The organism is Streptomyces sp. NPDC026417, from assembly GCF_055567695.1.
The window spans coordinates 1-14,159 of sequence record NZ_JBVHPY010000026.1 but is presented as its reverse complement, the minus strand read 5'-3'; the positions used below and the strand labels follow the sequence as shown (position 1 = coordinate 14,159).

General features: G+C 73.2%; 13 protein-coding genes. 9 read left to right on the top strand and 4 right to left on the bottom strand.

Translation table 11 applies throughout. The features are described 5' to 3' along the window. The first annotated feature begins 14 nt into the window (after nt 1–14). The 6 genes from ACZ4NT_RS32050 (at nt 15) to ACZ4NT_RS32025 (ending at nt 3,960) form a co-directional block, all read left to right on the top strand. Nucleotides 15–356, top strand: coding sequence for a gas vesicle protein (locus ACZ4NT_RS32050; protein WP_121407406.1), 342 nt, complete (start codon nt 15–17; stop codon nt 354–356). Continuing rightward, on the top strand, nt 353–1,285 hold the full coding sequence (locus tag ACZ4NT_RS32045; protein ID WP_121407407.1) for a GvpL/GvpF family gas vesicle protein: 933 nt from the start codon (nt 353–355) through the stop codon (nt 1,283–1,285). Before ACZ4NT_RS32050 ends, ACZ4NT_RS32045 begins: the two co-directional genes overlap by 4 nt. Further along, a complete protein-coding gene (locus ACZ4NT_RS32040; RefSeq protein ID WP_121407408.1) occupies nt 1,282–1,533 on the top strand; it encodes a gas vesicle protein in 252 nt (83 codons plus the stop codon). The genes ACZ4NT_RS32045 and ACZ4NT_RS32040 overlap by 4 nt, the downstream gene beginning before the upstream one ends. Further along, nucleotides 1,530–1,826 carry a gas vesicle protein K gene (locus tag ACZ4NT_RS32035; RefSeq protein WP_121407409.1) on the top strand — a complete coding sequence of 99 codons (297 nt, stop codon included), beginning with the start codon at nt 1,530–1,532 and terminating at the stop codon, nt 1,824–1,826. The genes ACZ4NT_RS32040 and ACZ4NT_RS32035 overlap by 4 nt, the downstream gene beginning before the upstream one ends. A gap of 65 nt (nt 1,827–1,891) precedes the next feature. Next, nucleotides 1,892–2,749, top strand: a complete 858-nt coding sequence (locus tag ACZ4NT_RS32030) for a DMT family transporter (protein ID WP_121407410.1) — start codon at nt 1,892–1,894, stop codon at nt 2,747–2,749. A 41-nt stretch (nt 2,750–2,790) separates the two neighbouring features. Next, complete coding sequence (locus ACZ4NT_RS32025) at nt 2,791–3,960, top strand: YihY/virulence factor BrkB family protein (RefSeq protein WP_467728579.1); 1,170 nt, start codon at nt 2,791–2,793, stop codon at nt 3,958–3,960. A 170-nt stretch (nt 3,961–4,130) separates the two neighbouring features. Here the strand turns inward: ACZ4NT_RS32025 and glgX are convergent, their stop codons facing one another. Next, the gene (gene glgX / locus ACZ4NT_RS32020) at nt 4,131–6,260 is read right to left on the bottom strand and encodes a glycogen debranching protein GlgX (RefSeq protein ID WP_467728578.1); all 2,130 of its coding nucleotides are present in this window, start codon (nt 6,258–6,260) and stop codon (nt 4,131–4,133) included. A 61-nt stretch (nt 6,261–6,321) separates the two neighbouring features. Then, the gene (locus ACZ4NT_RS32015; protein ID WP_121407412.1) at nt 6,322–7,341 is read right to left on the bottom strand and encodes an LLM class flavin-dependent oxidoreductase; all 1,020 of its coding nucleotides are present in this window, start codon (nt 7,339–7,341) and stop codon (nt 6,322–6,324) included. Between the two features lie 177 nt (nt 7,342–7,518). Between ACZ4NT_RS32015 and ACZ4NT_RS32010 the strand changes: the two genes are divergently transcribed. Beyond that, nucleotides 7,519–8,484, top strand: coding sequence for a YihY/virulence factor BrkB family protein (locus ACZ4NT_RS32010; protein WP_121407413.1), 966 nt, complete (start codon nt 7,519–7,521; stop codon nt 8,482–8,484). A 127-nt stretch (nt 8,485–8,611) separates the two neighbouring features. Here the strand turns inward: ACZ4NT_RS32010 and ACZ4NT_RS32005 are convergent, their stop codons facing one another. Both ACZ4NT_RS32005 and ACZ4NT_RS32000 read right to left on the bottom strand, forming a co-directional pair. Then, on the bottom strand, nt 8,612–8,974 hold the full coding sequence (locus ACZ4NT_RS32005; protein ID WP_467728577.1) for a hypothetical protein: 363 nt from the start codon (nt 8,972–8,974) through the stop codon (nt 8,612–8,614). A gap of 58 nt (nt 8,975–9,032) precedes the next feature. After that, nucleotides 9,033–10,136 carry a PP2C family protein-serine/threonine phosphatase gene (locus tag ACZ4NT_RS32000; protein WP_467728576.1) on the bottom strand — a complete coding sequence of 368 codons (1,104 nt, stop codon included), beginning with the start codon at nt 10,134–10,136 and terminating at the stop codon, nt 9,033–9,035. A 665-nt stretch (nt 10,137–10,801) separates the two neighbouring features. On the opposite strand from ACZ4NT_RS32000, the gene ACZ4NT_RS31995 reads away from it, so the two are divergent. Further along, nucleotides 10,802–12,466, top strand: a complete 1,665-nt coding sequence (locus ACZ4NT_RS31995; RefSeq protein ID WP_121407416.1) for an alkaline phosphatase D family protein — start codon at nt 10,802–10,804, stop codon at nt 12,464–12,466. Nucleotides 12,467–12,638: 172 nt separating this feature from the next. Continuing rightward, complete coding sequence (locus tag ACZ4NT_RS31990; RefSeq protein WP_467728575.1) at nt 12,639–14,003, top strand: carbohydrate-binding protein; 1,365 nt, start codon at nt 12,639–12,641, stop codon at nt 14,001–14,003. The last annotated feature ends 156 nt before the right edge of the window (nt 14,004–14,159 follow it).

Here is a 14,159-nt window from a genome sequence, read left to right as displayed (position 1 = left end):
CACCTGGGAGCACTGTGACCGACGTCAGCAGCTGGAACACGGGCCCGGCCCTGCAGCCGACCGGGCCCGTCACGGGCAACCTCGCCGACCTCCTCGAACGAGTCCTCGACAAGGGGATCGTCATCGCGGGCGACATCAAGATCGACCTGCTCGACATCGAGCTGCTCACCATCCGGCTGCGGCTCTTCATCGCCTCGGTCGACACCGCCAAGAAGGCGGGCATCGACTGGTGGGAGACCGATCCGGCGCTCTCCTCGCGGGCGAAGCGGGACGCGCTGGCCGAGGAGAACGCCCGGCTGCGCGAACGGCTCCAGGAACTGGAGAGCGGCGAAGCGGACGAGGAGCAGACCCGATGAACCGGACCCCGGACCCGCGGCAGGCCCCCGGGCCCCGCACGGCCGTCACCGGGCCACGCCCGCTCGGACCCGCCGCCACCGGCGAGGACCCGCACCCCGGCTCCGGGCGCCACGAACCCGGGCCCACCGTCACCTATGCCTTCGCCCTGACCCGCACACCGCCGCCCGACGACCTGCTGGCCGGGGCCGCCGGGCACGAAGGCGGTGGGCCGCTGCGCGTCCTGCGGGCCGGGTCCCTGGCCCTGGTCGTCCAGGACGTACCCGCCGAGGCCTTCGACACGGCGGCACTGACCGAACGGTTCAACGACTCCTACCAGCTGGAACGCTGTGCGCGGGCCCACCATGAAGGCGTCCACGCGGCCGCCGGCCACGGCGCGGTCGTGCCGCTCCCGCTGGCGACGCTGTATCTCAGCGACCGCAACGCGACCGACGCCGTCGCGGCCAGGGAGACGGCGGTGCACGCGCTGCTGGACCGCCTGGACGGCCGTACGGAATGGGCGGTCAAGGTGCACGCGGCGCAGGGCGGCTCCTCGCCCGCACCGGAGGACGGCCCCGTGACCCCCGCCGAGAGCGGCCGGGCCTACCTGAGCCGGGCCAGTGCCCGCCGGCGTGCCCACCAGGTCGCGCGCGAGGACGCCCTCGCGCTCGCCCACGCCGTCGATCTGGAGCTGCGCCGGCACGTGGTCGCCGCGACGCGGCACCGCCCGCAGAGCGAGCAGCTGACCGGCAGAAGCACACCGCAGCTGCTGAACGCCGCCTACCTCGTCGACGACGCCCAGCGCCCGGCCCTCGCCCGGGCCCTGGACGGGCTGCGAGCCGACGAGCGGTTCGGCGGACTGGAGATCGACGAGTCGGGCCCCTGGATCCCCTACTCCTTCGCCCGGTTGGACGAGGCCCTGGACGGGGTGGAAGGCAAGGTGGACGCATGACCGTGCCGCCCGCGCGGGAGGTCGCCGTGCCCAGTCCCGTTCCCTGGGACGGCGCCGAACCCTTCGCGCCCATCGGAGTGCCGCTCGTCGACCTCCTGGACCGGGTCCTGGCCACCGGCGTGGTCGTCAGCGGCGACCTCGTCCTCGCGATCGCCGACGTGCCGCTGGTGCGGATCTCCCTGCACGCCCTGCTGTCGTCGGTCAACGACCGGGTTCCCGCCCCCTGGGCGGACAGTGGGCCGCTGTGACGGCGCCGCCCCGGGTCGACACCCTGGACCTCGATCCCGAGCGGGTCGCGGGCGATCTGGCCGCCCTGGTGCTGACCGTCGTCGAACTCGTCCGGCAGCTGATGGAACGCCAGGCCGTGCGCCGCTTCGAGGAGGGCACGCTGAGCGCCGAGCAGGAGGACCGCCTCGGCACGGCCCTCATGCTGCTCGACGAGCGCATGGACGAGATGTGCGCCCGGCACGGGCTGGAGCGCAGCGACCTCAACCTCGATCTCGGTCCCCTGGGGCCGCTGCTGGCGGACCCCGGCTGCTGAGGCCGCCGGTCACCGGCGACCGGCCCCGGCCCGGCGCCGGTCCCACCGAGAGGACATGAGCAGAAGTGATCGAGCTGGCCGCGCTGTTCGCCGTCCTGGGAGCGGCCAGCAATGCCGCGGGCACCGCCTTCCAGCGCAAGGCGGCATCCACGGTCGCGCGCGGCGGCGGTCTGCGGCTGATCCTCGAACTGGCCCGGCGCCCGGCCTGGCTGATCGGCATCGCCGGCGTCGTCGGGGCCGCGGTGTTCCAGGCCCTGGCCCTGGTGAACGGGCCGCTCGCCCTGGTGCAGCCCCTGTTCATTCTCGAACTTCCGTTCGCCCTGCTGATCGCGATCCCGCTGCTGCACCGGCGGTTGCCGGCCGCGGGCTGGTGGGCCGTCGCGGGTGTGGTCGGCGGTCTCGCCCTGCTGCTCGCGGCGGCGGCTCCCGGCGGAGCCGTCCATCAGGCGAGCATGGCGCGCTGGATCCCGGCGCTGGTGCTGTGCCTGGGGGCGGTGGCCGTCGCGGTCGCGGTGGCGCGGCCCGGCCGGCCGCCGCTCTTCCGGGCCGCCGTGCTGGCCTCCGCGTCCGCCGTCAGCAACGCCCTGACGGCGGCGCTGCTGAAGTCGGCGACGGGCACGCTCGCCGCCGAGGGGTTCACCGCCTTCCTCGCCCAGTGGCAGACCTACGGATTCGCGCTGACGGGGGTGGGCGCCGTCCTGCTCCTGGAGAACGCGCTCCAGGCCGGGCCGCTCGCGGCGTCGCAGCCCGCGCTGACCATCGGTGACGCCGTGGTGAGCCTGGTGCTCGGCATCACCCTGTTCGGCGAGACCGTCCGCACCGGCTGGTGGCTGGTGCCCGAGGCGCTCGGGGGCGCGCTGATCCTCTGGGGCGTCCTGCGGCTGACCCGCGTGGTGCCCCACGTCCGTGAAGTCGCCGGGTAGCGCGGCGTGTGAGTACGGCGGCTGGGGATACTCGGGGCTCTATGGCGCGGATACCTGGAATTCATCACACAGAGCGCGAGGCGCGTTCCGACGAGTCGCGGGATCAGGCCGCGGGTTCGCGGGACGAGCCGGGCACGGCGGCCTCTGCGGACACCGGGGACGGCCGGTACGCATCCGGCCCGGCCGCGGACACCGACGGTCCGGCCGCGGACACCGACGGGGACGACCGGTACGGACCCGACCCGAGTGTCGAGCGCAAGGCGCCGGACGGCCCCACGCAGCTGCCGAAGCAGTCGTGGAAGGCGGCGATGCGCGGCACGCTGCGCGAGTTCAAGGACGACGAGCTGACCGACCGCGCGGCCGCCCTGACGTACTACGGTGTGCTGTCGCTCTTCCCGGCGCTGCTGGTTCTGGTGTCCCTGCTGGGCGTTGCCGGGAAGTCGACCACCGACAAGGTGATGGACAACCTCAAGCAGCTGACGCCGGGGTCCGCCCGGGACATCATCACGAACGCCGTCGACCAGCTCCAGGGCAACGGCGGCACCGGTTCGATCATGGCCGTGCTGGGTCTGGTCCTGGCGGTCTGGTCGGCCTCGGGCTACGTCGCCGCGTTCATCCGCACCGCCAACGCCGTGTACGACATGCCCGAGGGCCGCCCGGTGTGGAAGATCCTGCCGGTGCGCGTCGGTGTGACCGTCGTGCTCATGGTCCTCGCCGTGTTCAGCGCCCTGATCGTGGTCTTCACCGGCGGTCTGGCCCGTCAGGCGGGGACCGCGCTGGGTATCGGCGACACCGCTCTGACCGTGTGGGCGATCGCCAAGTGGCCCGTCCTCGTCGTCCTGGTCACCGTCATGATCGCGATCCTCTACTGGGCCACGCCCAACGCCAAGGTCCGCGGGTTCCGCTGGGTCACCCCGGGCAGTGTCCTGGCCCTGGTGATCTGGCTGATGGCCTCCGCCGGCTTCGCGTTCTACGTGGCCAACTTCGCCTCGTACAACAAGACGTACGGCACCATGGCCGGCGTCATCGTGTTCCTGGTCTGGCTCTGGATCAGCAACCTGGCGATCCTGCTGGGCCTGGAGTTCGACGCCGAGACCGTCCGGCAGCGCGCGGTGGCCGGCGGACACCCTCCGGAGGAGGAGCCGTACGCCGAGCCGCGCGACACGAGCAAGTGGGACGAGCAGGACCGGCGCCGGATGGACGGGCCGTGACCGCCTTCGCCACTCCCTGACGGACGGACACCCCTGAACGCCGAGCGGCGCGAAGACGGCTGTGGGACCAGCCTCTGCGCGCCGCTCGGTTCCGTATGGGCCCGGCCCGCCCGCCGACAGGGCGGAGAAGCGGGACGGGCCGGGCACCGGTGGTGCCGCGGTGCCGGTGGTCAGGCGGCCGGTCCGCGGTGGGGGCGGCTGAGCACGCGCATGCTGTGCGCCTCCAGGGTCACCTGCACGCCCGCCTTGAACTCGGTCTCGTCCGACTCCTCGCCGGCCGGGTCGGCGGTGTCCGCCACCGTCCGCCACATCTCGCCGAAGGCCGCGGGAGGCAGCCGGAACTGCAGCGGCTCGTGCCAGGCGTTGAACAGCACGAGGAACGAGTCGTCGCTCAACCGCTCGCCCTCCGGACCGCGTTCGCCGATGGCGTCGCCGCACAGATAGGCCCCCAGCGCGTGGGCGTCGCCGCGCTGCCAGTCCTCGTCCGCCATGATGTGCGCGTCCGGCCGCAGCCACACCGCGTCCGCGCGCTCGGGCGGTGTTCCGTCCACGGGACCGCGCAGGAACCGGCGCCGGCGCAGCACGGGGTGCGCGCGGCGCAGCGCCACGATTTTCTGCGTGTACGCCAGCAGGCCGCGGCGCTCCTTGTCGAGGTCCCAGTGCGTCCAGGAGACCTCGTTGTCCTGGCAGTAGGCGTTGTTGTTGCCCTCCTGGGTGCGGCCGAACTCGTCCCCGTGGGCGATCATCGGCACCCCCTGCGACAGCAGCAGGGTGGTCAGCATGTTGCGTTGCTGACGGGCCCGCAGCCGCAGGATGCCCGGATCGTCGGTGGCACCCTCCGCCCCGCAGTTGAAGGAGCGGTTGTCGCTCGCGCCGTCGCGCCCGTCCTCGCCGTTGGCCTCGTTGCGCCGCTCGGTGTACGAGACCAGGTCGCGGAGGGTGAAGCCGTCGTGGGCGACGACGAAGTTGACGCTCGCGCGGGGGCGCCGGCGGTCGCGCTGGTACAGGTCGGACGAGCCCAGCAGACGCCCCGCAAGGTCGGCGACCGTGTGGTCGTCGCCGCGCCAGAAGCCGCGCACGGTGTCGCGGTACCGTCCGTTCCACTCGCTCCACAGCGCCGGGAAGTTGCCGACCTGGTAGCCGCCGTCGCCGATGTCCCAGGGTTCCGCGATGAGCTTGACGCGGCTGATGACCGGGTCCTGCTGCACCACGTCGAAGAACGCGGACAGCCGGTCCACCTCGTGGAACTGGCGGGCGAGTGTCGCCGCGAGGTCGAAGCGGAAACCGTCCACGTGCATCTCGGTCACCCAGTACCGCAGCGAGTCCATGATCAGCTGCAGAACGTTGGGGTGGCGCATCAGCAGGCTGTTGCCGGTGCCGGTGGTGTCGAAGTAGTGCGCCGGGTCGTCGTCGACGAGGCGGTAGTAGCTCCGGTTGTCGATGCCGCGGAACGACAGGGTCGGCCCGTTCTCGTTGCCCTCGGCGGTGTGGTTGTAGACGACGTCGAGGATCACCTCGATGCCGGCCCGGTGCAGTGCCTTGACCATCGACTTGAACTCGTTCACCTGGCCGCCCCGGCTGCCGGCCGAGGAGTAGGCGTTGTGCGGGGCGAAGAACCCGATGGTGTTGTACCCCCAGTAGTTCGACAGGCCCTTGTCGGTCAGGAAACCGTCCTGGGTGAACTGGTGCACCGGCATCAGCTCCACGGCCGTGACGCCGAGCCGCTGCAGATGGTCGACGACGGCCGGGTGCGCCAGCCCGGCGTAGGTGCCGCGGATCTCCTCGGGCACGTCGGGATGGAGCTGCGTCAGCCCCTTGACATGCGCTTCGTAGATCACCGACTGGTGGTACGGCCGCTCGGGTGACCGGTCGCCCTCCCAGTCGTAGCGGTGGTCGGTGACGACGCCCAGCGGGACGTGGCCCAGGCTGTCGCGTTCGTCGGGCCGTCCGGGATCGTCCGGGTGGTGTCCGGTCAGCGAGGGGTGGCCGTCGATCTGCCCGTCGACGGCCGTCGCGTACGGGTCGAGGAGGAGCTTGGCGGGGTTGCAGCGCAGGCCCTCCGCCGGATTCCAGGGCCCGTGCACCCGGTAGCCGTAGCGCTGTCCCGGGCGCACGTCCGGCAGATGGCCGTGCCAGACGCCTCCGTCGGCCTCCGGCAGCGTGACCCGTCGTTCCCTGCCGTCGTCGTCGATCAGACAGAGCTCGACCTTCTCGGCGCACTCCGAGAACAGGGCGAAGTTCGTACCGGAGCCGTCGTAGGAGGCACCGAGCGGATAGGGACGTCCTGGCCATGTCTGCATGAACCGCAGACAAGCACGCCGGAGTTGGGTCCGCTCGGCGACCGGGAGGGCGCCGGCGGCCTCAGGCCGCCGGCTTCCAGCCGAGGGCGGGTCCGAGACGGGTGGCCATGTCGGTGAGGATCTGGACGTAGTCCTCGTGCTCGAAGGTGAAGGGCAGCGCGAAGGCGACCTCGTCGATCTCCCGGAACGCGGCGTGGGCGTGCAGCCGCTCGGCGATCTCGTCCGAGGTGCCGACGAGATCCGGGGCGAACATCAGGCGGGCCGGTCCCTGCGGAGCCGCGGTCCGCGGCAGCCGCTGCGCCGCGTAGTGCGCGTACTTGGCGCGCTGCCGAGGCGAGGCGCTGTCGGTGGGGACGACGACGAGGCCCTGGGAGACGCGGGCGCGCTCGCCGTCGGGATGGCGGGCCCGGAAGGCCCGTACGTGGGAGAGCTGGATCTCGGCGAAGTCCTCGGACTCCTCCGCCTTCACGACGCTGCTGGTGAGCAGGTTCATCCCGTGCTCGCCCGCCCACCGCGCCGACCCCAGGCTGCCGCCGCCGTACCAGAGGCGCCGGCCCAGCCCGGGGGACTGCGGCTGGACGCGGTCGGAGAACACCTCGAACCCCTCGCTGCCGCTGAATCCGGTGGCGGGTTCGCCGCGTACGAAGTCCAGCAGCCGCCGCACCCGGTCGTAGCCGAAGTCCTCGGCGTCGGCGGTGCCCGGGTGGAGAGCCTCCCTGACCCGCTCGTAGTGCATCGGCGGTCCGGTGCTCACCCCCGGATTGAGACGGCCCCCCGACAGCAGGTCGACCGTCGCCAGGTCCTCGGCCAGCCGCAGCGGGTTCTCCCACCCGAGCGGGATGACCGCGGTGCCCAGCTCGATGCGGCGGGTGCGCTGCGAGGCGGCGGCCAGGACGGCCACGGGGGAGGAGATGCCGTACTGGAGATGGCGGTGGCGCAGCCACGCGCTGTCGAAGCCCAGGCGCTCGCCCAGTTCGATGATCTCCAGCGTCGACTCGTGACCGCGGCGGGGGTCGGCCTCGTCGAAGAGGCCGATGGTCAGGAAGCCCAGCTTCCGCAGCGGTCGTGAACTCAGCGGCACAAGCTCCTCCGACGTCCTCGGTGCTCCGGTCGCACACCAGTACCGTTCCGAGTGTCTCAGGTGATCGTCCTGCGGAACGGCTGAATTCCGTACGGCAGGGGAGACGGTAGGGCGGGTCGCGCTCCCGGCGGCGGCCCGCCCGCCACGGACGTCCGGACGACACGAGGAGCGCACGCCATGGGGACCGCTGTGCACGTCCCGCAGACCCGGGACATGATCGGGGAGGAACTCTCCGGCGACGAGGCGCTGACCGCGCTGCGCCGGTACGGAGGCCGTCGGCTGCTTCTGGACGCGTTCTCCCGGTTCCGTTACGCCGACGGCTTCACCAGCGCCCGCGCCCTCGGATTCCAGGTGGTGCTGGGCATGGTGCCGTTCACCATCGCCCTGGTCGGCGTGGCCACCACGGTGCACACCGAGAGCGTCGGACGGATCATCGAACTCACCCTGAGCCGGATCGTGCCGGGGGCCAGCACGGACCTGGTCGAGGAAGCCCTGGAGAGGACGCGGCGCAGCGCCGGTTCCGGGGTGTGGAGCGCCGTCGCCATGTGGGTGGGCCTGGCCTTCGCGGTGCTCAACCTGGCCTCGGCGATGGCGCAGGTCGAGCGGGGCGCCAACCGCATCTACGGCATCGAGCGCGACCGGCCCTTCCTGCGGAAGTACGGGCGGTCCCTGCTGCTCGCGCTCGCCGCCGGCATGCCGATGGTCCTCGGCTTCCTCGTGCTCGTCGCGGGCGAGGCGGTGGGGGACTCGGTGGTGCAGACCTTCGGCATGTCCGCCGGCCGGCTCGACTGGTGGGGCGCGGCCCAGATCCCCGTCGGCGTCGCGCTCGCCTGGGTGGCCTCGGCGGTGATCTTCCGCTGGGCACCCCGCCGGGACCAGCCGGGTTACACCTGGCTCGCGTTCGGCTCGGCCGTCCACCTCGTGCTGTGGGTGGCGGCCACCTGGCTGCTCGCCCTGTACGTCGCCGAGAGCGGCTCCTTCGGCGCGCTGTACGGGCCGTTGACGGCCTTCGTCGCGCTGCTGCTGTGGGCCAATCTGACCGGCGTCGCGCTCTTCCTCGGCATCGCGTTCGCCGCTCAGCTCGAAGCGGCCCGGGCCGGGATCACCGAGGCGGTGCGGCCGGACCCCGGCCCCGGGCCCTGACGTCCGCCGCCGCCCTTCGGGAACCCGGCGTCCGGCGCCGCGATGCGGGGCGGGGCGGGCGGAACCGTCCCGGAAACGGAGCGGGCCGGACCCGCGGGGGCCCGGCCCGGTCACCCTCGCCCCGGTCTCAGCGGTGAGACGGGGTGGGCAGCTCCGTACGGTGGTCGTAGTACGCCCACGCGCCCACGGCCACCACGGCGGTGAGCCCGACGGTCACCACGCGCAGGACTCCGGACGTCTGCAGGGCCACCAGCGCCGTGAGGACCGCCCCGGCCAGCATGATCATGCGGCTGACGAAGCGCTGGGCCGGCTTCTGCGGTTCCTCGCGGTCCTTGAGGTCGTGCAGGGCGTCGCTCGCGGGGTGCCGGGAGCCCCGGCGGGCCCGCGCCCGGTACTGCAACCCGAAGCTGATCACCGCGTACAGCGCGAGCGCGCCCAGGGCCCAGAGCCAGCCCTGCGGGTCACCGTCCGCTCCTCGTGCCAGATGCATGACACCTCTCCTCCCCAGTGGCATCCGTATGCCCCGGAACCCCGGGCACAGGCACGGTTCAGCCGTCACCCTCCTGACACGGGGTGAGGATCAGGATCGTCACGTCGTCGCGGATCGTGGTGCCGAACCGCACGAGGTCCTCCCACACGAGGTCGAGGAGGGCGTCGGCCTCCGCATCCGCGAAACCGGTCAGCCGGTCGACCAGCGGGTAGAAGGCGCCGGTCGGGTCACGGGTCTCGGTCACCCCGTCGGACGCCAGGAACAGCCGGTCGCCCCGCTTCAGCGGCACGCGGCACTCGCGCGGCGGGGAGAGGCCGAGGAGCCCCACACCGAGCGGGGCCCCGGGCTCCACGTCCAGCTCGACGGCCCGGCCGTCGCGCAGGAGCAGCGGCTGGGGATGGCCGCAGGACACGATCCGTACCGTGTCGGCGTCCCCGGAGAACTCCAGAAGCACGGCGGTCGCGAACAGCTCGGAGGACTCGACCGGGGCCGAGTCCACCGCGAGCCTGCGGTCGAGCCGGCCCGCCAGCGCGGTCACGTCCCGCCGGTCCAGCACCGCCTCCCGGAACGCCCCCAGCAGGGAGGCGACCGTCCCGACCGCCGACAGCCCGTGCCCCTGGACGTCGCCCATCACCGCCCGGACCCCGTACGGGCCGTCCCGCACGTCGAAGAAGTCACCCCCGACCAGCGTTCCGTGCTGCGCCGCCCGGTAGAGCCTGGCGCAGCGCACCGGCCCGATCCGGTCGGCGAGCGGCGGCAGGACGGCGAGCTGGACCGCCTCCGCGACGCTGCGGACCGTCACCAGCTGCGCGTCGCGCCGGCTGCGCACCAGCGACACGAACACGCTGAGCGCCGCGATGAAGGTGATGGTCAGCAGGTCCGTGTTGCCCGGATGGTTGATGTGCAGGGCCGGGATGTTCAGAAGGACGACCACGACGAGGCCGAAGAGAGCCGTCGCCGCGGGCCCGTAGGAGAGCACCGCCAGCGACGGGATGGCACCCAGCAGGAAGCCGATGTCCAGCGGCCGGCGGCTCAGCAGTTCGGCGATGCCGACGCCCACCAGCAGGACCACCGGGAGGGCCCGCACCCAGTGCGGGGGCGGCGCGCCGCGAAGCCAGCCGCGGTCGTCACCGGTCCCGCGCCGGGACATGCTCACACCCATCGCAGCCCTCCTCACCCACCACGCTCCTCCGTCCCGGCACCCGGCGCACCCGGATGGCTCGCGCGGGCCGGGGCGCGCCGCCGGGGCGCGGGCCGTCCGGAAGAGCGGCGCAGGAAGGTTCACTGCGCGAACCGGGCGGGTGCACGGCCGCCACGCAAGCCGGACCGGTCCGCGTGACGGGCCCGTCGGCCGCCCGTCCGCCCTGCCCCGGCTGCCGGACCGGCCCCACCCGCCCGCTGGACCGGCCCACTCCGCCCGCTGGACCGGCCCCACTCGCCCGCCGTACCGGCCCACCCGCCGTGGCGCGAGGACCGTGTCCGGCACCCCGCTGCGGGTGGCGAGCCGCAGCGGAGTGCGGTGGGGCGGTTCCCGGGGCGCCGGTCCGCGCGGAGGCCGGCCGGCGGCGCCGCCGGCCGGGACCCGCGTCGCCCGACGCCACGTCACCTGCCCGGCACCTCCGGGGACTCGGCGGCCCGCCGGATCCGACGCCGCGTCAACTGCCGTGCGGTGCCGTGCGGGCGACGGTCCGCGGAGTCGGACGCTCGCGGGCGTCCCCGCCTGCCGGGATTGCGATCATTGTCTGTTTAGCATGCAGAAGTCCGCTGCCCTGCCGTTCGACGTACGGAAGTCAAAGGGCCTGCGCACACCACGTGAGAGGAGACCACATGACCCGAGCAGGCCGTCCCGGCGCGCTGCCGCAGCACACGCCCTCCCGCCACGACCCCGAACTGCGGGCCGCCGCACGCCACTTGGGGCGCCGCCGATTCCTCACCCTCACCGCCGCCGCGGCGGCCCTCGCCTTCTCCACCAACCTGCCGACCCCGGGCGCCGCACGCGCCGCCGAACTCGACGCGGCGCGGATCCCCGACGACCCCTTCACCCTCGGCATCGCCTCCGGGGACCCGACGCCCGGTTCGGTGCTGCTGTGGACCCGGCTCGCCCCCTCCCCGTACGAACCGGGCGGCGGCCTGGCCCAGCAGTCCGTCGTCGTCCAGTGGGAGGTGGCGTCCGACGAGCGGTTCGCGCTGGTCGTCCGTACCGGCGTCGCCACCGCGCACCCCGAGTACAACCACACCCTGCACGTGGACGTCGACGGCCTCGCCGCCGACCGCGAGTACTTCTACCGGTTCAGGACCGGTGCCTGGATCAGCGAGACGGGCCGCACCCGTACCGCGCCCGCCACCGCCGCGGCCACCGCGAAGCTGACCTTCGCCGCCGTCTCCTGCCAGGCCTACCACGACGGCTACTTCACGGCGCACCGCCACCTCGCCCAGGACGACGTGGACGTGGTCTTCCATCTCGGCGACTACCTGTACGAGTACGCCGTCAACTCCGTCGGCGGCGCCCGCAACTACACCGACCGCACACTCCCCGACGTCTTCAACCGCGAGGCCAGGACCCTGGAGGACTACCGGCTGCGGTACGCCCTCTACAAGAGCGACCCCGACCTCAGGGCCTCCCACGCGGCGCACCCCTTCGTCGTCACCTGGGACGACCACGAGACCGAGAACAACTACGCGGGCGCGGTCGACGAGAAGAACGACCCCCCGGAGGAGTTCCTGCTGCGGCGGGCCGCGGCCTACCGCGCCTACTGGGAGAACCAGCCGCTGCGCGCCGCCCAGTTGCCCCAAGGGCCCGACGCCCAGCTCTACCGCCGCATCCAGTGGGGTTCGCTGGCCCAGTTCGACGTCCTGGACACCCGGCAGTACCGCTCGGACCAGGCGTACGGCGACGTCCAGCACGTGCCGGGCCCCGAGTCGGACGACCCCGGGCGGACCATCACCGGGGCGGCACAGGAGGAGTGGCTGATCAACGGCTGGCGGTCCTCCACGGCCCTGTGGAACGTGATGCCGCAACAGGTCTGCTTCTCGCAGCGCAGGCTGGACCTCAACGAGGTGGCGAAGGTGTCGATGGACGCCTGGGACGGCTACCGCGCCTCCCGGAACCGGGTGCTCGCCGGCGCCAAGGCGGCCGGCGTCGAGAACCTGATGGTGCTCACCGGCGACGTCCACGTGGGCTACGCCTTCGACATCAAGGACTCCTTCGACGACCCGGCGTCCAAGACCCTGGGCACGGAGATCGTCGCGACCTCCGTCGCCAGCGGCAAGGACGGCGCCGACAAGCCGGGCAACTGGGAGACGTACACGAAGGCCAACCCCCACCTGAAGTTCTACAACGGGCGGCGCGGCTATGTGCGGGTGGAGCTCGGGCGGCAGTCGGCGCGGGCCGACTTCAGGACGGTCTCCGCGGTGACGACACCGGGGGCGCCCGTCACGACGGCCGCCTCCTTCGTGACGGAGGCGGGCAACCCGGGCCTCTCGCCGGCGTGAGGCACCGGGCGGGGGAGGCCGCGCTACTCCGGCGGGGCGTCCGGCACTCCGCCGGGCGGGCCCTTCCTGTCCGCCGATGCGTGCAACGGAGGGACAGCAGACATCCTCCGAGCATTTTTCGGAAAAACCTACGAATTCGAGGCCTTTTCCACAGAACCCCAGGAGACATCCGATGGTCCACAGATACGCCGGCGCCGGCTGTGCCGCTCTGACCGTGCTCGGCGCGCTCGCGCTGACCGGGCTGCCCGCCACCGCGGCCGACGACCCCGTGCCGGCGGCCGCGCCCTCCGCCGCCCAGACGCTCGGCGCCGACCGGCCGTCGACGGCGGTGCTCGACGCCCTGCGGCGGGACCTCGGCCTGACGGACCGTGAGGCCAAGGCCCGGCTGGTCAACGAGGCGGAGGCCGGCACCCGCGCGGGCAGGCTGCAGAACTCGCTGGGCGGGCACTTCGCCGGCGCGTGGGTGAAGGGCGCGACCTCCGCCGACCTCGCCGTCGCGACCACCGACGCCGCGGACGTTCCGGCCATCGAGGCCGGCGGCGCCGAGGCCGTCGTCGTCGGGCGGGGCCTGGCCGACCTCACGGCCACCAAGGAGAAACTGGACCGCGCCACGGCCGGCACGAAGGGTCTCGACACTCCGGTCAGGTACGTCGACGTGCGGGCCAACCAGGTGGTCCTCCAGGCGACCGGTCGGGCGGCGGCGGACACGCTCATCGCGGCAGCCGGCGTCGAGCGCGGCCTCGTGGAGGTCAAGGTGTCACCGGACCGGCCGCGCGCCCTCCACGACATCCGGGGCGGCGACGCCTACTACATCGACGACCAGGCCCGGTGTTCCGTCGGGTTCTCCGTCACCAAGGGCGAGCAGCAGGGCTTCGCGAGCGCCGGTCACTGCGGCAAGGCCGGCGCCAAGACCACCGGCTTCAACAAGGTGGCCCAGGGGACCTTCCAGGCCTCCGTCTTCCCCGGCCACGACATGTCGTGGGTGGGCGTCACCGGCGACTGGACCGCGACGCCCGCCGTCAAGGGCGAGGGGGAGCAGAACGTCCAGATCGCCGGCTCGGTGCAGGCGCTGGTGGGCGCCGCCATCTGCCGGTCCGGCTCCACGACGGGCTGGCACTGCGGCACGGTCGAGGAGCACGGCACCAGCGTCACCTACGCGCAGGGCACCGTCGACAACGTGACGAGGACGACGGTGTGCGCGGAGCCGGGAGACTCCGGTGGCTCGTACGTGTCGGGCACCCAGGCGCAGGGTGTCACGTCGGGCGGCTCCGGGGACTGCAAGAGCGGTGGTACGACCTTCTACCAGCCGATCAACCCCGTGCTCAGCGAGTACGGGCTCACGCTGAAGACGAGCACGGCGCAGGCCGGCACCCCGGCCGCCGAGGAAGGGCCGCAGGGCGGCTGGTCGGCGGGCCGGATCTACGACATCGGCACGCGGGTGACGTTCGACGGCGTCACCTACCAGTGCCTGCAGGGGCACCAGGCGCAGGGCGCGTGGTCGCCGTCGCGCACTCCCGCCCTGTGGCAGCGGCTCTGACGGCGAGTGAGGTCCTGATCCGCTCCCGCGCATGCGGGGCGGAACCGGCCGGCGGGCCGGTGGTGGGGGGGGGGGGGGGGGGGGGGGGGGGGGGGGGGGGGGGGGGGGGGGGGGGGGGGGGGGGGGGGGGGGGGGGGGGGGGGGGGGGGGGGGGGG

Bases quoted from the DNA above. Each gene is read 5' to 3' on its own strand.
- ACZ4NT_RS32045 (WP_121407407.1), top strand. From the start codon at position 353: ATGAACCGGACCCCGGACCCGCGGCAGGCCCCCGGGCCCCGCACGGCC.
- ACZ4NT_RS32040 (WP_121407408.1), top strand. From the start codon at position 1,282: ATGACCGTGCCGCCCGCGCGGGAGGTCGCCGTGCCCAGTCCCGTTCCC.
- ACZ4NT_RS32025 (WP_467728579.1), top strand. From the start codon at position 2,791: ATGGCGCGGATACCTGGAATTCATCACACAGAGCGCGAGGCGCGTTCC.
- glgX (WP_467728578.1), bottom strand. From the start codon at position 6,260: ATGCAGACATGGCCAGGACGTCCCTATCCGCTCGGTGCCTCCTACGAC.
- ACZ4NT_RS32010 (WP_121407413.1), top strand. From the start codon at position 7,519: ATGGGGACCGCTGTGCACGTCCCGCAGACCCGGGACATGATCGGGGAG.
- ACZ4NT_RS32005 (WP_467728577.1), bottom strand. From the start codon at position 8,974: ATGCATCTGGCACGAGGAGCGGACGGTGACCCGCAGGGCTGGCTCTGG.
- ACZ4NT_RS32000 (WP_467728576.1), bottom strand. From the start codon at position 10,136: ATGGGTGTGAGCATGTCCCGGCGCGGGACCGGTGACGACCGCGGCTGG.
- ACZ4NT_RS31995 (WP_121407416.1), top strand. From the start codon at position 10,802: ATGACCCGAGCAGGCCGTCCCGGCGCGCTGCCGCAGCACACGCCCTCC.
- ACZ4NT_RS31990 (WP_467728575.1), top strand. From the start codon at position 12,639: ATGGTCCACAGATACGCCGGCGCCGGCTGTGCCGCTCTGACCGTGCTC.